The organism is Oscillatoria nigro-viridis PCC 7112, assembly GCF_000317475.1.
GTDB classification, from domain to species: domain Bacteria; phylum Cyanobacteriota; class Cyanobacteriia; order Cyanobacteriales; family Microcoleaceae; genus Microcoleus; species Microcoleus nigroviridis.
Genome location: NC_019729.1, coordinates 3,722,333 through 3,738,093, shown reverse-complemented (window position 1 = coordinate 3,738,093; position 15,761 = coordinate 3,722,333). Strand labels below are relative to the sequence as shown.

The window sequence follows — 15,761 nt, the reverse complement described above, 5'->3', positions numbered from 1 at the left end:
AAAATTATTGCAGAAGATGGACGATTAATCTCAACCAACTCGTAATTTTAGCTACCCAAAATCTATATAATGTAAAGACAAGTTACAGAACCCTTTCACCGAGGCAGTATTTATTCACCGTGTTTGCACTCAGCGGCTACGAGTATTTCTTAGGCTTCCTGTTAATTTCCAGCCTAGTCCCTATCCTCGCCCTCACGGCGTCTAAGGTTCTGCGGCCCAAAAGTCGTCCCTACGACCGACGCACTACCTACGAATCTGGCGTCGAGCCGATCGGCGGAGCCTGGATTCAGTTCAACATCCGATATTATATGTTCGCCCTGGTCTTCGTCATCTTCGACGTAGAGACCGTCTTCCTCTATCCTTGGGCGGTTGCTTTCAACCAGCTAGGATTGTTGGCTTTCATCGAAGCCTTGTTTTTTATCACGATCCTCGTTATTGCTCTTGTCTATGCATGGCGCAAAGGAGCCTTGGAATGGTCTTAAGTTCTGACAAATCACAAAAACCTCTAATTGTCAATCCCGCTATTCGCCCTGAAGTCACATCCGAATTGTCAGAGAATGTCATCCTAACTACGGTTGATGACCTCTACAATTGGGCGAGACTTTCGAGCCTGTGGCCGCTGCTTTACGGCACAGCTTGCTGCTTCATCGAATTTGCAGCTTTGATCGGTTCGCGCTTTGACTTCGACAGATTCGGCTTAGTACCGCGATCGAGCCCCCGACAAGCCGACCTGCTAATCACTGCCGGCACCATCACCATGAAGTACGCCCCCATCTTGGTGCGGCTGTACGAACAAATGCCTGAACCCAAATACGTGATCGCGATGGGCGCCTGCACCATCACCGGCGGAATGTTCAGCGTAGACTCCCCCACAGCAGTCAGAGGCGTTGACAAACTGATTCCCGTAGACGTGTACATCCCCGGCTGTCCCCCCCGCCCAGAAGCGATTATTGACGCAATTATCAAACTGCGGAAAAAAATCGCCAACGATTCGATGCAAGAACGCGGCAACTTGCAGCCCACCCACCGCTACTACACCAGACCCCACAAAATGAAAGTAGTAGACGACATCTTGGATGGGAAATACTTGTCAGTTCCAGCCCGGATAGCGCCGCCGAAGGAATTGACCGAAGCAATGGGAATGCCAGTACCGCCGGCTTTGCTTGCAGGACAAAAACAGGAGGTAAACCGTGGCTGAACAAGAATCTGCAATTGTTGAAGCCGGGAAGGTTTCCCAGTGGTTGACTCAAAATGGCTTTGAACACGAAGCTTTAGCGGCCGATAATTTGGGCGTGGAGATATTAAAGGTCGATCGAGAATTCCTAATTCCGATGTCAACAGCACTGTACGCCTACGGGTTTAATTATATGCAGTGCCAGTGCGCCTACGACCAAGGGCCGGGACAAGATTTAGTCAGCGTTTACCACTTGGCTAAGCTGACAGATAATGCTTCCAAGCCTGAAGAAGTCCGCGTCAAAGTATTCATTCCCCGCGAAGATCCCAGAGTGCCATCAGTCTACTGGATTTGGAAAGCGGCCGATTTTCAAGAGCGGGAATCCTACGATATGTACGGCATAGTCTACGAAGGACATCCGAATCTGAAACGGATTTTGATGAACGAAGATTGGGTAGGCTGGCCGCTGCGGAAAGATTACATTTCCCCTGATTTCTACGAACTGCAAGACGCTTATTAAGGGAGTTTTGAGTTTTTAGGTCAAAATACAGTCGGTCGTTTTGCACCCACTTCTTTGAGGAGTGGGTGCATTGTTTTGTGCGTTTTTTTTGGAAAGGTCGATCGAAACTTTCTGGGATATGATGAAAGTGTTCCTGTCACCTTGCCACATTTTTAATGTCTGCTTATGCCCAAAAAGATTAGAGAACTCAAAAGCCTTCTGCTAAAAGCTGGGTTTACTTATCGTTCGGCAAAAGGCAGTCATACAAGATGGGTTCATCCTTTACTACCAAATGAACCAATTACCATTGCTGGAAATGATGGCGATGATGCGAAACTGTATTTAGAGAGAGAAGTTAATCGAAAACTTGGAATATTGAAAGCAATTGAAGAAGAGGAATCAGAATCATGAAATTACCTTATATAATTGTTATTCAATGGTCGGATGAAGATAACTGCTACCTGGTTCATTTACCTGATTTTCCATCTCAGCAGTTCCACACTCACGGAGATACCTACGAAGAAGCTTTGCAGAATGCAGTGGAGGTATTAGAGCTTTTAGTTGAAGAATATCAGGCAGATGGTAAATCTCTCCCAGCACCTAAAACTTTAGTAAAAAACTTGCTGTTTGCTTGAATGTATATTTGAAGTCATTGAGCATGATTCGGAGATTCCGAGATTAACAACCTGCTATCCTTTGTAGTGCCTGGAGGTAATAAAAGTGGCAAAAAATACAATTAAATTACTAGATGTTGTTGCCTTGACAGTTGATATTCCTGAATACAACCTGTGGCGCGGACAAGTAGGGACTGTGGTTGAACTGTTGGCTGATGGTGCAGCGTTTGAAGTTGAATTTAGCGATCGCAACGGACGGACTTATGAATCTGTCGGGCTGCATCCAGAGCAAATCATGGTGTTGTACTTTGAACCAGCATCGCCCGATCGCAAACTCGAAATGGTTACAGCTTAGCTTTTTAGATCGATCGCCAGCTTAGCCTAGTAGGTTGTAAAGTATAAGGGTAGAGCTATAAAAACACCTATGACACTCACCCTCACTCTGACACCAGAAATAGAGCAATACTTAACACAAAGAGCTCAAGAGCAAGGGCTTTCGACGGAAGCATACACTCTGCAACTGCTGGGAGAATATATTCTGCGAAAACAAAAGCAGGTAAAATTGCTTAATCTGCTTCAGTCTTGGAGGGATGAAGAAGATGCCGAAGAGCAGCAAGAAACAGGTGAGTATCTGATTCATGCTCTTGACGAAGATCGTTTATCTGAACGCAAGCTATTTCCTATTGAATTAAAAGGTGTAACTTGGTGAGCCGAGTCGTTTTTCTGGATGCAGGACCAATTGGTTTAGTTACGAATCCAAAGCTATCTCCTGAAAGCACTCTTTGTACTCGCTGGTTGCAAGCACTTATTATATCCGATAGTCGAGTTATTATTCCCGAAATAGCCGATTATGAAGTTCGCCGAGAATTGCTGCGGGCAAATAAGGTAAGGGGTATTGCTAGATTAGATGAATTAGCTAACTTGGTGGAGTATTTACCCATTACAACTGCTGCTATGCGACAAGCTGCGATGTTTTGGGCACAAGCTCGTCAGCAAGGACAACCGACAGCAGGTGATAAGACGATTGACAGCGATATGATTTTGGCAGCACAGGCGACGACTCTTGATGTTGTGGATGTTGTAATCGCGACAACAAATGTTGGTCATCTTTCTAGGTTTGCTCCAGCCGATTTATGGCGAAACATCCTCGGTTGAGATTCTGGCGCTGATTGGAGAAATAGCTAAGGTAATAAAGGGACGATCGCAGTTTATAAATCTAACCGATGAGTTTCAACGATCGCCAAACCAAACTAGAATACGGGGATTTTCAAACACCGCTGGAATTAGCCGAGATGGTGTGCCGGAAATTGATAGAACTTGATGTTAACCCCAAAGTCATCATTGAGCCAACTTGCGGAATAGGTAATTTCATTAAAGCTGCAGCAAATTCCTTTCCATCCGCCAGCAAGATTGTCGGAGTTGAAATCAATCAACATTATTTAATAGAATTAATAGCTAAGCATGAATTGTTACAGGATGAAAGATGTGAGGTTAAGCACGGAGATTTTTTTGATTTTGACTGGACATCATTAATCAACCAATTTAATCATAGGGTACTGGTTCTTGGGAACTTTCCTTGGGTAACAAACTCACAACAAGGAACTATTGGCGGTGAAAACTTGCCGAAAAAAAGTAATTTTCAAAAGCACACTGGCTTAGATGCACTAACAGGTAAGAGTAACTTCGATATCTCAGAATGGATGCTGATTCAGGCGGTGCAATGGCTGCAAAATCGTGACGCTACTCTGGCAATGCTTTGCAAGACTTCGACTGCTAGAAAGTTATTGAATTACCTTCACTCTCAAAAACTCAATCTCGCTGAATGTGCAACTTATACAATAGATGCTAAAAAATATTTTGAGGCAAATGTTGATGCTTGTCTGTTATTCTGCAAATTTGATTATAATTCGCGAAACTACTTCTGCGATGTATTTAGCAGTTTAGAAAGTTCAGAATGTCACCGAATTGGATATCACAACAATCTCCTGGTTAAGGATATAGATTCTTTCAGGAAATTGAGTAATTTATATGCTGTAAATCCAGGAACGAAATGGCGCTCTGGCGTCAAGCATGACTGCTCGAATGTGATGGAGTTTCGGAAAATTGATAATTTGTTTGTCAATGGATTTGGGGAAGCTGTCGAGCTTGAGGAAACTTATCTATTTCCGCTATTTAAAGGATCTGATGTTGCTCAAAATCGCATTAATGCTACCGATCGATATATCCTAGTTACTCAAAAATTTATCGGTGAATCAACCGAAAACATCAAAACTATAGCTCCTAACACCGGACGTTATCTAGAGAAGTGCGGGCAATATCTAGATAATCGTAAAAGCAAAATTTATCAAAATAACCCTCGATTTTCGATTTTTGGAGTAGGCTATTATAGCTTCCAACCTTGGAAAATTGCTATTTGCGGGCTTTATAAAAAATTGGATTTTAGGTTAATCGGTGAAATAGCTAATAAACCTGCAATCTTCGATGATACTGTTTACTTTCTCAGCTTTGACAGCGAGAGAGTGGCACGTCAAACTTTTGAGCTTTTGAATTCACCGACGGCAATTAACTTTTATTCAGCACTTGTATTTTGGGATGAAAAGCGCCCGATTAAATCCAGCATTTTAAATTGTCTGAATCTAGCAATACTGGCAGATTCGGAATTTGTAACCGCAGATGCACGCAGATAAACGCAGATGGATAGAGATATAATTTATATTATCGGTAATTTTGAAAACCTATGACTCAAGCTTTACCCAAACTCGTAAACTTCGAGGAATTTGTGGAGTGGCTGCCTGAAAATTCGGCGGTACGCTACGAACTGCACAATGGAGATATTGTTGAGATGGCACAACCAGTAGGCGAACACGAGGAAGTTAAAGGCTTTCTTACAATCAAAGTTTCCGCTGCAATCGATCGTTTGGGATTGCCATACGGTATCCCCAACCAAGCGATAGTCAGGCCTCCTGAAAAAGATTCTGGTTATTTCCCCGATTTGTTGGTGCTAAATCGTGCAAATCTAGCGAACGAAACATTGTGGCAAAAACAATCTATCCTTAGTTTAGGTGCATCGATACCTTTGGTAATTGAGGTTGTGTCAACCAATTGGCGCGATGATTACTATTTGAAATATGCTGATTATGAGGAGATGGGTATCCCTGAATATTGGATTGTGGATTATGCTGCGTTGGGCGGACGCAATTTTATTGGCAATCCCAAACAACCGACGATTTCTGTCGGTAACTTGGTTGATGGTGAATATCAAATCCTCAAGTTTCGAGATAACGATCGGATTGTGTCGCAAACTTTTCCTGATTTGAACCTGACTGCAAATCAGATTTTGGGAGCTGGTTTAGTGTAAGCTGATATCTTGGAAATTTGGATTTTTTAACCGCTGATGCACGCAGATAAACGCAGATGAGTACACAGGAACTTCTTATCAAAAGCAAAGAAACCGGGTTTTTGGCAAATTCTACGGGTGTAACGAAGTATTTCGCAAAAAAACCCGGTTTCTGACTACTCGTGCGTAAGCCTTATAAACGTAAAATATCGTTTACGGTTGTTGCTTAATGATTAAACCGCAGAGAACACAGAGGACACAGAGTCAGAGATTGAGAGAGATGAATAATTTTGATGTCAATGGATTTGAGATCGGAACATTTGTCATAGCAATCCGCGATAGCGAATAAACACCAACATCACCGCCCACGATCCTAATGCGACTTTGACTGCAACCAGGATATTGAGCAAGGGGAGAATGCCACCGCTGAAAAGTGTGCCTAACTCTCCGTGCGGTAACTCATATCCTGACAGAGTGATAACGGACAATACAATGAAAACAAGTACCGAAACCTTCTCCAAAGTCGCGGCGTGCCAGCGCTTGTAGATTTCTTGCATCCACTGCGGTGATGAGGTAATCGCCACCAAGCCGATCGCAGTTCCCCCCGCTACACCCGCCGCAAAACCACCGCCTGGACTTAAATGCCCGCGAATTGCTAGTTCGATACCCACCAACGCGGCAATCGTCGCTCCCAATCGCGCCAAAATAATCGATGGTTGATCGGTAAACTGATATATGGCGCAGGACGGCTGTTCATTGGCTAGCATAAAACTTGCACCCAAGATGGCGATCGTAAATACCACGACTTCAAAGATCGTGTCGTACAGCCGATTTCGCAAAATGATACCGGAAACCGCATTGGGTACTCCACTATCTTGAACAACCAATTCGACGATCGAACTTTGCTGCGATAAGTCCATTGTTGGATTGGCGATTAGCAGCATTTTGACAAACAGCGCTATCCCTGATAAAAAGTAAACCCACTTCATCAATGCTTGTCCTCTGCGTCTGGTGTATTTACATAGGTTAGGGTTGTCCCCGGTGATGAAAGTTCGGTTTGCATGATGTCGTAGACACGCCGAACTCTGATTGCGGTGTTATAAAGTTGCGCTTCGCCGCCCTGTTCCAATTGGCTTTGTGGCGCACAAGCTGCATGAACTTCTTTTTCGAGCAACGCCCGCTCCAATGCCTGTGTAGTCGCATAGGGAACCAGTTCCAGGCGCATATGGCGTTTCTGAAAAACTGTGCGGATGTCATCTATCAGTTGCTTAAAATGACCTGCGGTTTTGCCGTCTGGTATAGCATCGCCCTCTGTCCCCTCTTCAATTACACCCAGACGCAGCACGAGGGATGAACGCACCGTCACTGCATAAAGTGTAATCGCGAGTAGAGTACCCATCAAGGCTTCGGTCAAGCCCACATCCCCCGCGCCTAAAATTGTATACACCAAGGCGGCGATCGCTCCCAATACCCCCCGCAGCAGCAATGCGTGGTATGGATTGACCTGAAATACCACCATACCAGCAGCTAAGGGTAGCAGAGCGACGAGGACATAAATGTAGCTATTATCGTTCATAGTCACTCCCTGTTTGGGAACAATAAGCCAACACATATCCCAGCATTGTGTTCCAGATTGCTAAGCAAACGATCGCCAGAATCAGCAGGGGCCATTTATTGGGTATTTTCAGCAGCAATCCGACGAGGATCGCCATCGAACCCAGCGTATCTGCTACCGAAAGACTGTGCAGTTTATATAAAACCGATCGCTTCCCAAGTAGGTAAGAAGTTCCCCAAAACCAGAAAAAAATCCCTATACCGATGCAGGTATAACTCAATACATCTATTACGATCATGCTTCACTGATACGTTTGATTATATGTGCCAACAACATCAATCCAGCATTACCCACACTGAGGATAATCGCCGCCACCACACCGATCATCCAATCATCGCGCCAGACGGATATGACGAGAGCGATGATTGCCGCCTTGGTCGAAATACTGGCAAACGCCAACATTGTCTGCCAGATATCATGATCTTTCCATACCTCGTACATGGGTATGAGCAGAGCCAGAATCATCGCAATTAGAATCAAGTTGTTCAAGTTGTTCAATGCTGTACCCTCCTGATTGTTTGCTGACTTAGCTAAATAGGAATTACTGATTTCTCCCCGCTCTTCCTCTGCGTTCTCTGCGTTCTCTGCGGTTAAAAAATCCTAAAAAACTTCAGCTAATTACTCGAAGTCCGCCGCACCCTGTGTACTTCGTAAAAACCCTCTTCGTGATATTTCACGACAATCGTCTTAGGAGTAAAAGTGATCAGGAAGACATCTAGGAAGATCAGCAAGGGCGATCGATGGTTTGGCACTTTTTCCACGATCGCATCTTCGTGCCTATGGGGACGGAGTATGAGTTCAAATGCTTCTAAATAAGCTATCGGAATCGCCCTGAAGATGTTACCCAACACCCCCAACCATTCCCTCAAAGGTTCCGGGGGTGCGTAGCTGCGCGGCAACAGGAAAGCAATGATGATGCCGATCGCAATATTTGCCAAACTAAAATCGGCAGTGAGTAGAAACCAGATCGTCAGTCTTAATATTAGATGTCCAATCATGTTGGCAATGCCATCCAGAATAGTAGGAGCGAAATCAAGCTCATAAAACCGACCAAATGATCGAATTCTTCAAGCATACGTGGCAGTTTGATTGCCGTGCGTTGAAAAATTAGAAAATAGGCTAACCAACCAACGCCGATGATGGCGATCGCCTTAAGCATATTTTCCAGCGTATAAGCCTGAAAATCAAAAGCATTGGCTGCAATCAGCCCAGCTAGCAACAGCAACACCGCAGGCCAAAAACCGGGTTTGGCTGTTGTTGGTCCGCCACGGGGTAGAAAGATGAATTTAGCAAAAGAGATTGCTGTTCCGACTGCTGCGAGATTCATCGCGATCGTTTCCCAGGGTCCCAAATTCTTCACCGTCAACACCTTTGCCCCAAAGCCAACCAACAAGGGAAAGCCAGAGATTGATAAGCTAGCTATGACTAAGGCAATCCAGATATTGGTATCGATCGGCTTCTGTTTCAATTCTTTGAGATTACGACTCGGTAACGATCCTGCAATCAGAAACAGCGACGATTTGACCAAACCGTGGGCCAGCGCATAAAACCCACCCACGGACGGTGCAGCGAGGATAAAGCCCAACTGCGAAACCGTGTGAAAAGCCAACATCCGTTTGCTATCTTTTTCTAAAACGGCATAGAACACGCCCAGCAGCGCCGTTCCGACGCCAAAGATTTCGACGATGGGTGCCACCTCCTCCACCATCAGCGCACAGCGCACGAGGGGATATACCCCCGCTTTGACCACAATCCCTGACAGCAAAGCCGACACAGGCGTTTCTGCTTCCGAGTGAGTTAACGGTAGCCATAACCCCGATACAAACACACCTCCCTTAACCAAGAGTCCCATAAAGATCAGAGCGATCGCCTCTGGGGGCGCTGCACCCAAGCCGGCAAAACTAAACGAATGACTTGCCTTATAAACCAGCACGGCACCGACTAGATAAAACAGCATTGCCGTATTGCTAATAAATAGATAGCGCAAAGCCACCCAAATCGAGCGATCGGTGCGAGGATAGGCAATCAAGAGAAACGCCGCAATGCCGCTGACCTCTAAACCTACATATAAACTGATAAAGTCAGTAGAGGCAAAGGCCGCATTCAGACTGCCGTGTACCATCAGAATCTGTGCATAAAAAAATGCCGTCTTATCTGTGGGCCAACAGTAGATAATCACCGCTGCTGTGACTAAGGCATTGGTTAAGATGAAATAGCCGCTCAAGCGATCGACCAACAACGTGACACTGAAATTATCAAGTAACTCCAGCGTCACCGCTGACGGCATAGCAAAAAGCAGGAACGCATAGGCAGCGGAGGCGATCGCTCCGAATATTGCGAGATACTTGTCAAGCTTCGGAATCAAATAAATACTAAACCCGACAAAAAACGGGAGTCCTATCCAGGCTAGCGTCAGGGTATTCATGGGGTATTATTCATCTCGATTTCGTTACTTTCTAATGTCGGATTATCTCGTGCCAGCTTCATCACACTGACCAGCATTAAAGCCTGAATCGAAAAGCCGATCACGATCGCCGTTAAGATCACCGCCTGGGGAACCGGATCGGCGTAAGCGACATTTTTCCCCTTTGAAATAATTGGTGTCAGCCAGCCTTCTCGCGATGCCACCACCACGTAATAGGCTATAACCCCTGTACTCATGACATCCATACAGACGATTTTCATGATCAGGTTCTTTTTAAAGATGATACCAAAAAATCCGCAAAATACTGTCGCCAATACCAATGCTTCTAACATGGAAATTGCCTGTTGGATAAGGGGTTTTTGTTATTATATTTGAAGAGACGTATATTATTTCTAATGGAACTTAGAAATTTTCTCGCCCCTAAACTAGCTGAAACGCACTCTAGGTAAGGAAAAGAGTTTGATGCCCTGTCAGAACTGAAATCCTTGTCAGTTCTGGATAGAACCCTATTCAACCTCAAACCCTTTACCTGTCTTTGTTTGCAGCGATTTTTAACGTAATTTTTTTCTAAGTCGCGTTACGACAACGAAGTCTGATCTTCCATCAAAAGCGGTATCAGACCACTCGTGCGTCCAGGACTATAATTGTGATACTTGCGTCCAGGACTGTTCAATTTAACGGGGGCGAACATCACTAAGTTCAATCATTCCGCAAGGCTGCGATCGGATCTAAGCGAGCGGCATTCCGAGCCGGCAATACTCCAGCTAACAACCCGACGGTAAAAGATAGCCCAAAACCTGCTGGAATCGACCATACAGAAACCACAAACGGAAACTTGAACGCTGTCGAGGCCCCAAAGGCGATCGCACTGTCCAAGCGATGGTTGATTTTTTTAGCCATCATACTTAATGCTTTTTCTCAACATCTTTTACTGAACCGGCGCTATAGGAGCAAGGGTTCACAAGAAAATTTAGTTTTTGTGGAACAAGCAAATTCATGTCTTGTGGAACAGCCCGGAAAGCCTGTTCATGAAAATGGTACAACATCTCAGATATTACCGAGTTTGAAAGATATTCTGCACCATTTTTTTATCTACACTTGCCGCCGCCTTATCCAATTCGGCAATCTCCCCGGAGTCTAACTCCCACCCCAAAGCACCAATATTATCCCTCGCCTGTGCCGCAGATTTCGCCCCCGGAATCGGAATAGTTTCTTTGCAGATGCACCAGTTAATTGCTACCTGCGAAACAGTCTTGTTTCTGAATGCCGCTATTTCTCGCAAACACTCCAAAAGCGATCGCATTCCCGGAAGTAGCTGCTTGCACGCCAAACCTCGGATGCCTTTAGGAAGAGAGCCGTTTTCGGAATATTTACCCGTCAGCAACCCCAAGGCTAGAGGACTGTAAGCAATCAATTTTATCCCCAATTCATCGCAAACATCTTTCAACCCGAGTTCTGTCACCGGATAGGTAGAAAGTAGCGAATATTGCACTTGTAAAGTAACAATGGGAATTTGGCGATCGCTAAATCTTTGATGCACCCATTTCAGCCGTTTCGGCCCGTAATTAGATAAGCCCACTCCCTTGACCAATCCTTGCTCGTAAAGGTCAGCCAAACCGTCCAAAAGAGCCCCCTCTTGCCAAGGAGCGTAATTTGCTGTAGACCAGTGCATTTGCACCAAATCTACATTTTTTCCGAGGCGCGCCGCAGAGGCTTTGCAAGCCGATATCATTGATTGTCGCGTCAGTCTCCAAGGATAAGCAGCCAGTTTGGTCGCAATACAAATACTGTCTTTGTTTGCACCTTGATATAGTTGAGAAAACTGACCCAAAAGCTGTTCGCTGCGTCCATTTAATTTCCCTGTTCCGTAAGAGTCACCGGTATCGAATAAAGTGACGCCGTTACTAACACAAAGATTGAAAACGGCTTGCAATTCCTCGTCCATACTTTCATTGTAGCCCCAGAGGAATCTGTTGCCCCAAGCCCAAGTGCCGCAGCCCATTTTTGGCAGTAAAATTTTTTGCTTTGTTTGCATTTTTTTGATGGTAGTTGTTGGTAATACGGATATTTTATAGGAACATAACTCGGTATCCCCTAGCCCCAGTAGAGCTGTTTCATTCTGCCACGGGCCGCCAGGGACTCAAGTCCCTGTCTAATAGCATAAGTCGGTTAAAACCGACTCAAATAGTAATCTCAATTTTCAACAGTAGAGGTACACATATATTCTGCGCTAACTCTATAGAAAAACAGCTTTGATAGAATTGCTACAGTCGTCTTTAGACGACTTCAGCTATGAGACAGGGGTTTAAACCCCTGTTGGACTGTCGGACTAATGGCACACCCTACAAAATTACCAATGACTGATGACTCTTTAATTCTTTTACGTGGTTGGCGAGGCCGAAGGTGGGCTGTTTTTGGTAGGTTGCTCTGGCTTAGCTTTGGGGTCTGGTTTGGGTGGCGCAGGCGGAGGGAAAGTCGCCGCGCGTCTGGGTATTTGTAGCGCTGTTCGGAATGCAGAAGACGGGAAGAAATCGCTAAATTGAGACAGTCGAACTGCGATAGGTTCTGGTGCATATTCCCACAAGCTTTCGTAGTAGAAGAAAGCGACACCTAAGCCGTATCCTTGGACTGCTTGCACCTGAGATTTAATTTGCTGAATCGGTACGGGGTTATTTCTCAAACCTGTCATAATCCCAACTCCGGTGGGAATTTTTTGCTGTGCTTCTTGCATTTCTGGACGGTTAATCTTGTCTACAAATGATTCTAAATTGGGACGGTACACTTGCACGATTAGCTCGTCGGCAATATCCAAACGCACCCAAGTCAGCCAATCTTGCAGGTGATGTTTGTAAGCAAACTCGTAGTAATTGGGAGAAATTGAGAAAATAGCATGGGGTTTGACTGCTTTGACGGCTTGATTTAGCTGCGACATAAAAGCAGTAATTTTATTGGCTCGCCACTGCACCCATGCTGGGTTTTGAAAATCTTTGGGCGGAGCTTTTTTTGTTTCTTTGGTATACAAAGCAACTGTGTACTCATCGTAGCCAAATTCCGACGGCAAACTCATGTGGTCGTCAAATTGAATGCCGTCTGCGTTATATTTAGTGGTGATTTCTAGTACGAGTTCGGTAATGAATTGCTGCACTTCGGGATGAAAGGGATTGAGCCAAACTACTTCGCCACCTACACCGTTTGATGTTTGGCTGCCGTCCTGTTTTTCTGTCAGCCAATCGGGATGATTTAAGGCTAATTCTGAGGTGGGAGGAGCCATGAAACCAAACTCAAACCAAGGAATTACTAGCAGGCCTTGGCGGTGAGCTTGGGCGATTAAATCTGCGAGCATATCTTGTCCGTCTAACCCTCTGTAAACAAAGGGTTGAATGTCTCTTTGCTGCGCTACATAGCTGGGATACATTGCATAGCCAGAATTCCAGGCTACAGGATAAATAGTGTTGAAATTTAACCGCTTTAGTTGGCTGACAGCATCTCCTAGTTTGCGACGATCTCTGAGGATGTCTTTGTCGTTTGTCGTCATCCAAACGCCGCGAATTTCCTGGCGGGGTTGCTGGGCGATCGCCGGAATGAAGTTGTTCGCCAGCAATACTATAATGAATGAGAGGGCAAACAGAAGCGGGAAAAGAGTTTTAATCGATCGCTGCCAACTGCGCGGAATGATGCGTAATGTCATAGTTTTGAATGGTGAGTTAGCTATTGAAACACACCCCGGCATAATTTGGTGATAAAATTTGCTCGCTCTACAGTCTACAGCCATTTGCGCGGAATGTGGAATCGGTTAACTGAAATGGGTGAATTGATGTTATGCGATCGCAACTGAGCTAAGTATAATCTCTGAGACAGAGGGTAAGTGACAGCATTCTGTATAACTGCTGGGAAATCAATTACGCACTGCCAGCTTTCCTTACCGGACAGTGCGGCCCAAGGAGTGCGATTGGTGTACAATATCCGTGCTGGAACATTTCGATCGAACATCTGTAATTGTGAAACATTTAGTGTTAATTGGCGGCGGTCACAGTCATGCTATCGTATTAAAAATGTTCGGTATCAAACCGCTGCCCGGTGTGCGTTTGACTCTGATTAGCGACGTGCTGCACGCGCCTTATTCGGGGATGCTGCCGGGGCACGTTGCCGGGTTTTACGATTACGATCAATGTCACATCGATTTGCGATCGCTCGCGGAATTTGCCGGGTGTCAAATATTAACCGATCTGGCGATCGCGATCGACCTTAACAAAAATTTAGTTATTTGTCAAACTCGCCCTCCGGTTAATTTTGATGTGCTTTCTGTGGATATCGGCAGCACTCCTGCGACTTTATCTGTACCGGGTGCCGCAGAATATGCAATTGCAGCTAAACCGGTACCGGAGTTTTTAGCTAGCTGGAATCAGTTAATTTCCGAAAGACCAAACCATCCCCAAAAACCGCTGCGGATAGCGATTGTAGGCGGCGGTGCAGGCGGCGTAGAATTAGCATTAAATATGCAATCTCGATTGGGGAAGGAAGAGGGGTTCGGGAACGGATTGTGTAACGGATTTAAGGGATGGATATTAAGGTACAAGGAAAGACGTAAGAGAGAAAAGGGAAGGGGGAAGAAAGAAGAAGAATTAGAAATTCATTTGTTTCACAGCGGTCCTGAATTGATGCAGGGACACAATCAGCGGGTGCGCCGACGCCTTCAAGAAATTCTCATCAGTCGCGGCATTCAATTGCATTTAAAGGAAAAAGTCTGTGCTGTAGAAAAGATGGAGAGGGAAACCCATTGCCAAATCACAATTACTGATTACCAAATTTCCTGTAAATCTGGTTTAGAATTAAAGTGCGATCGCATTTTTTGGGTAACACAAGCATCCGCAGCCAATTGGATAAGAGAATCCGGTTTAGCAGCCGACTCAAACGGCTTTATGCAAGTCAACGATTGCCTGCAATCAGTCTCTCACCCCAACGTATTTGGGGCGGGAGATATCGCTGCGATGGTTAATTATCCCCGTCCCAAAGCAGGCGTGTTTGCCGTGCGTCAGGGCAAACCGCTGTTTGAAAATTTGCAGCAGTTTTTATTGGAAAAACCGCTGAAACCCTTTGCACCGCAGGAACAATACTTAGGGTTAATTGGTACTGGGAATAAAAGGGCGATCGCATCTCGCGGATCTTTCATGTGGGAATCGGCGCTGCTGTGGTACTGGAAAGATTGGATCGATCGCCAATTTATGCAAAAATTTAGCAATCTGCGCAAAACCCGCAATACCAAATAGCAATACATTCAGATATTCTCCTCTCTTCCTCTGCGTCCTCTGCGGTCAATAAAAAAGTCTTATTCAAAAACCCTTTTAGCTTGCTATAGTAATATCAGAAGTAACAAAAACTAACTATGTTCCGAAAAATTGGATTTTGGCTGCTTTGGATTGCATTTAGCACCTACGCCTTTGTATTTGCACCACCCGACAGCCCAGAAACCATCACACTAATTACAAATCTTTCCACAGGCAAAATAGCAGACATCAACCCTTTAATTGTAGCGTTGTTCAACATCATGGGAGTCTGGCCGCTCATCTACAGTTGCGTCTTATTTGCTGACGGCAGGGGGCAGAAAATACCTGCATGGCTATTTGCCGTTTTATCCTTTGGCGTCGGCGCATTTGCCTTGCTGCCTTATTTAGCCCTGCGCCAGCCGAATCCAGAATTTCCCGGTCATAAAAATATCTTTTTAAAGATATTAGACTCCCGTTTTACGGGAATTTTCTTAACATTAGCTGCTGTTGGTTTAGTTGCCTTTGGCTTGACAAAAGGCGATTGGTATGATTTTATTAGACAGTGGCAAACCAGCCGTTTTATCCACGTAATGAGTTTAGATTTTTGTATGCTGTGCATACTATTTCCTGCCTTATTAGGAGACGATATGGAGCGCCGAGGAATGCAGAGTTCTACAGCATTTTGGGCAGTAACATTGGTACCGCTGTTCGGGCCGTTGGCTTATCTGTGTACGCGCAAACCGCTGCCGGAAACTCATACTAAAACTGTTACAAATTAGACAGCAGTGCAGAGAAGTTTCAGTTTAATGTAGGAATCAATCACAAGTAATCAG

Annotated in this window: 23 protein-coding genes; 12 read left to right on the top strand and 11 right to left on the bottom strand. The window is 45.1% G+C overall.

The window, feature by feature from the left end; translation table 11 throughout:
• Positions 1 to 119: 119 nt before the first annotated feature.
• From ndhC to OSC7112_RS15775, 10 genes are all read left to right on the top strand, one after another.
• Complete coding sequence (gene ndhC / locus OSC7112_RS15820; protein WP_006635500.1) at positions 120 to 482, top strand: photosynthetic/respiratory NAD(P)H-quinone oxidoreductase subunit C; 363 nt, start codon at positions 120 to 122, stop codon at positions 480 to 482.
• The gene (ndhK, locus tag OSC7112_RS15815; RefSeq protein ID WP_015176847.1) at positions 473 to 1,198 is read left to right on the top strand and encodes a photosynthetic/respiratory NAD(P)H-quinone oxidoreductase subunit K; all 726 of its coding nucleotides are present in this window, start codon (positions 473 to 475) and stop codon (positions 1,196 to 1,198) included. The genes ndhC and ndhK overlap by 10 nt, the downstream gene beginning before the upstream one ends.
• A complete protein-coding gene (locus tag OSC7112_RS15810; RefSeq protein WP_006635498.1) occupies positions 1,191 to 1,694 on the top strand; it encodes an NAD(P)H-quinone oxidoreductase subunit J in 504 nt (167 codons plus the stop codon). Before ndhK ends, OSC7112_RS15810 begins: the two co-directional genes overlap by 8 nt.
• A gap of 165 nt (positions 1,695 to 1,859) precedes the next feature.
• The gene (locus OSC7112_RS15805) at positions 1,860 to 2,084 is read left to right on the top strand and encodes a type II toxin-antitoxin system HicA family toxin (RefSeq protein WP_015176846.1); all 225 of its coding nucleotides are present in this window, start codon (positions 1,860 to 1,862) and stop codon (positions 2,082 to 2,084) included.
• On the top strand, positions 2,081 to 2,308 hold the full coding sequence (locus OSC7112_RS15800) for a type II toxin-antitoxin system HicB family antitoxin (protein WP_015176845.1): 228 nt from the start codon (positions 2,081 to 2,083) through the stop codon (positions 2,306 to 2,308). The genes OSC7112_RS15805 and OSC7112_RS15800 overlap by 4 nt, the downstream gene beginning before the upstream one ends.
• 85 nt (positions 2,309 to 2,393) lie before the next feature.
• Entirely contained in the window at positions 2,394 to 2,642 is a 249-nt protein-coding gene (locus OSC7112_RS15795) for a DUF4926 domain-containing protein (protein WP_015176844.1), read from the top strand.
• Positions 2,643 to 2,711: 69 nt separating this feature from the next.
• Entirely contained in the window at positions 2,712 to 2,996 is a 285-nt protein-coding gene (locus OSC7112_RS15790) for a hypothetical protein (protein ID WP_015176843.1), read from the top strand.
• On the top strand, positions 2,993 to 3,442 hold the full coding sequence (locus OSC7112_RS15785; RefSeq protein ID WP_015176842.1) for a PIN domain-containing protein: 450 nt from the start codon (positions 2,993 to 2,995) through the stop codon (positions 3,440 to 3,442). Before OSC7112_RS15790 ends, OSC7112_RS15785 begins: the two co-directional genes overlap by 4 nt.
• Positions 3,443 to 3,510: 68 nt before the next feature.
• Complete coding sequence (locus OSC7112_RS15780) at positions 3,511 to 4,974, top strand: class I SAM-dependent methyltransferase (protein ID WP_015176841.1); 1,464 nt, start codon at positions 3,511 to 3,513, stop codon at positions 4,972 to 4,974.
• 50 nt (positions 4,975 to 5,024) lie between these two features.
• On the top strand, positions 5,025 to 5,645 hold the full coding sequence (locus tag OSC7112_RS15775) for a Uma2 family endonuclease (protein WP_015176840.1): 621 nt from the start codon (positions 5,025 to 5,027) through the stop codon (positions 5,643 to 5,645).
• Positions 5,646 to 5,947: 302 nt separating this feature from the next.
• Here the strand turns inward: OSC7112_RS15775 and OSC7112_RS15770 are convergent, their stop codons facing one another.
• The 11 genes from OSC7112_RS15770 to OSC7112_RS38230 all read right to left on the bottom strand — a co-directional run bounded on the left by OSC7112_RS15770 (position 5,948) and on the right by OSC7112_RS38230 (position 13,654).
• Positions 5,948 to 6,613, bottom strand: coding sequence for a Na(+)/H(+) antiporter subunit B (locus OSC7112_RS15770; RefSeq protein WP_015176839.1), 666 nt, complete (start codon positions 6,611 to 6,613; stop codon positions 5,948 to 5,950).
• On the bottom strand, positions 6,613 to 7,200 hold the full coding sequence (locus tag OSC7112_RS15765; protein WP_015176838.1) for a DUF4040 domain-containing protein: 588 nt from the start codon (positions 7,198 to 7,200) through the stop codon (positions 6,613 to 6,615). The genes OSC7112_RS15770 and OSC7112_RS15765 overlap by 1 nt, the downstream gene beginning before the upstream one ends.
• On the bottom strand, positions 7,190 to 7,477 hold the full coding sequence (locus OSC7112_RS15760) for a monovalent cation/H(+) antiporter subunit G (RefSeq protein WP_015176837.1): 288 nt from the start codon (positions 7,475 to 7,477) through the stop codon (positions 7,190 to 7,192). Before OSC7112_RS15760 ends, OSC7112_RS15765 begins: the two co-directional genes overlap by 11 nt.
• A complete protein-coding gene (locus tag OSC7112_RS15755; protein ID WP_041622563.1) occupies positions 7,474 to 7,704 on the bottom strand; it encodes a hypothetical protein in 231 nt (76 codons plus the stop codon). The genes OSC7112_RS15760 and OSC7112_RS15755 overlap by 4 nt, the downstream gene beginning before the upstream one ends.
• Positions 7,705 to 7,853: 149 nt before the next feature.
• Complete coding sequence (locus OSC7112_RS15750; RefSeq protein ID WP_015176835.1) at positions 7,854 to 8,237, bottom strand: Na+/H+ antiporter subunit E; 384 nt, start codon at positions 8,235 to 8,237, stop codon at positions 7,854 to 7,856.
• The gene (locus tag OSC7112_RS15745) at positions 8,234 to 9,664 is read right to left on the bottom strand and encodes a cation:proton antiporter (protein ID WP_015176834.1); all 1,431 of its coding nucleotides are present in this window, start codon (positions 9,662 to 9,664) and stop codon (positions 8,234 to 8,236) included. Before OSC7112_RS15745 ends, OSC7112_RS15750 begins: the two co-directional genes overlap by 4 nt.
• Complete coding sequence (locus OSC7112_RS15740) at positions 9,661 to 9,996, bottom strand: cation:proton antiporter subunit C (RefSeq protein ID WP_015176833.1); 336 nt, start codon at positions 9,994 to 9,996, stop codon at positions 9,661 to 9,663. The genes OSC7112_RS15745 and OSC7112_RS15740 overlap by 4 nt, the downstream gene beginning before the upstream one ends.
• A 367-nt stretch (positions 9,997 to 10,363) precedes the next feature.
• On the bottom strand, positions 10,364 to 10,567 hold the full coding sequence (locus OSC7112_RS15735; protein ID WP_223300841.1) for an ABC transporter permease: 204 nt from the start codon (positions 10,565 to 10,567) through the stop codon (positions 10,364 to 10,366).
• Between the two features lie 151 nt (positions 10,568 to 10,718).
• Entirely contained in the window at positions 10,719 to 11,699 is a 981-nt protein-coding gene (locus OSC7112_RS15730) for an aldo/keto reductase (protein ID WP_015176832.1), read from the bottom strand.
• A 345-nt stretch (positions 11,700 to 12,044) separates the two neighbouring features.
• Positions 12,045 to 13,436 carry a glycoside hydrolase family 10-like protein gene (locus tag OSC7112_RS15725; protein ID WP_015176831.1) on the bottom strand — a complete coding sequence of 464 codons (1,392 nt, stop codon included), beginning with the start codon at positions 13,434 to 13,436 and terminating at the stop codon, positions 12,045 to 12,047.
• A complete protein-coding gene (locus OSC7112_RS38230; RefSeq protein WP_150111549.1) occupies positions 13,427 to 13,654 on the bottom strand; it encodes a hypothetical protein in 228 nt (75 codons plus the stop codon). Before OSC7112_RS38230 ends, OSC7112_RS15725 begins: the two co-directional genes overlap by 10 nt.
• Before the next feature lie 8 nt (positions 13,655 to 13,662).
• Here OSC7112_RS38230 and OSC7112_RS15720 point away from each other — a divergent pair, with 8 nt between their 5' ends.
• Positions 13,663 to 14,931 carry a slr1591 family oxidoreductase gene (locus tag OSC7112_RS15720; RefSeq protein ID WP_083888236.1) on the top strand — a complete coding sequence of 423 codons (1,269 nt, stop codon included), beginning with the start codon at positions 13,663 to 13,665 and terminating at the stop codon, positions 14,929 to 14,931.
• A 116-nt stretch (positions 14,932 to 15,047) separates the two neighbouring features.
• On the top strand, positions 15,048 to 15,707 hold the full coding sequence (locus OSC7112_RS15715) for a hypothetical protein (RefSeq protein ID WP_015176829.1): 660 nt from the start codon (positions 15,048 to 15,050) through the stop codon (positions 15,705 to 15,707).
• Positions 15,708 to 15,761: the final 54 nt, after the last annotated feature.

Excerpts from the sequence above, each read along its gene's own strand:
- ndhK (WP_015176847.1), top strand. The coding sequence starts at position 473 with ATGGTCTTAAGTTCTGACAAATCACAAAAACCTCTAATTGTCAATCCC.
- OSC7112_RS15805 (WP_015176846.1), top strand. The coding sequence starts at position 1,860 with ATGCCCAAAAAGATTAGAGAACTCAAAAGCCTTCTGCTAAAAGCTGGG.
- OSC7112_RS15800 (WP_015176845.1), top strand. The coding sequence starts at position 2,081 with ATGAAATTACCTTATATAATTGTTATTCAATGGTCGGATGAAGATAAC.
- OSC7112_RS15790 (WP_015176843.1), top strand. The coding sequence starts at position 2,712 with ATGACACTCACCCTCACTCTGACACCAGAAATAGAGCAATACTTAACA.
- OSC7112_RS15780 (WP_015176841.1), top strand. The coding sequence starts at position 3,511 with ATGAGTTTCAACGATCGCCAAACCAAACTAGAATACGGGGATTTTCAA.
- OSC7112_RS15775 (WP_015176840.1), top strand. The coding sequence starts at position 5,025 with ATGACTCAAGCTTTACCCAAACTCGTAAACTTCGAGGAATTTGTGGAG.
- OSC7112_RS15770 (WP_015176839.1), bottom strand. The coding sequence starts at position 6,613 with ATGAAGTGGGTTTACTTTTTATCAGGGATAGCGCTGTTTGTCAAAATG.
- OSC7112_RS15765 (WP_015176838.1), bottom strand. The coding sequence starts at position 7,200 with ATGAACGATAATAGCTACATTTATGTCCTCGTCGCTCTGCTACCCTTA.
- OSC7112_RS15760 (WP_015176837.1), bottom strand. The coding sequence starts at position 7,477 with ATGATCGTAATAGATGTATTGAGTTATACCTGCATCGGTATAGGGATT.
- OSC7112_RS15755 (WP_041622563.1), bottom strand. The coding sequence starts at position 7,704 with ATGATTCTGGCTCTGCTCATACCCATGTACGAGGTATGGAAAGATCAT.
- OSC7112_RS15750 (WP_015176835.1), bottom strand. The coding sequence starts at position 8,237 with ATGATTGGACATCTAATATTAAGACTGACGATCTGGTTTCTACTCACT.
- OSC7112_RS15745 (WP_015176834.1), bottom strand. The coding sequence starts at position 9,664 with ATGAATACCCTGACGCTAGCCTGGATAGGACTCCCGTTTTTTGTCGGG.
- OSC7112_RS15740 (WP_015176833.1), bottom strand. The coding sequence starts at position 9,996 with ATGTTAGAAGCATTGGTATTGGCGACAGTATTTTGCGGATTTTTTGGT.
- OSC7112_RS15735 (WP_223300841.1), bottom strand. The coding sequence starts at position 10,567 with ATGATGGCTAAAAAAATCAACCATCGCTTGGACAGTGCGATCGCCTTT.
- OSC7112_RS15730 (WP_015176832.1), bottom strand. The coding sequence starts at position 11,699 with ATGCAAACAAAGCAAAAAATTTTACTGCCAAAAATGGGCTGCGGCACT.
- OSC7112_RS15725 (WP_015176831.1), bottom strand. The coding sequence starts at position 13,436 with ATGGCTGTAGACTGTAGAGCGAGCAAATTTTATCACCAAATTATGCCG.
- OSC7112_RS38230 (WP_150111549.1), bottom strand. The coding sequence starts at position 13,654 with ATGTTCGATCGAAATGTTCCAGCACGGATATTGTACACCAATCGCACT.
- OSC7112_RS15715 (WP_015176829.1), top strand. The coding sequence starts at position 15,048 with ATGTTCCGAAAAATTGGATTTTGGCTGCTTTGGATTGCATTTAGCACC.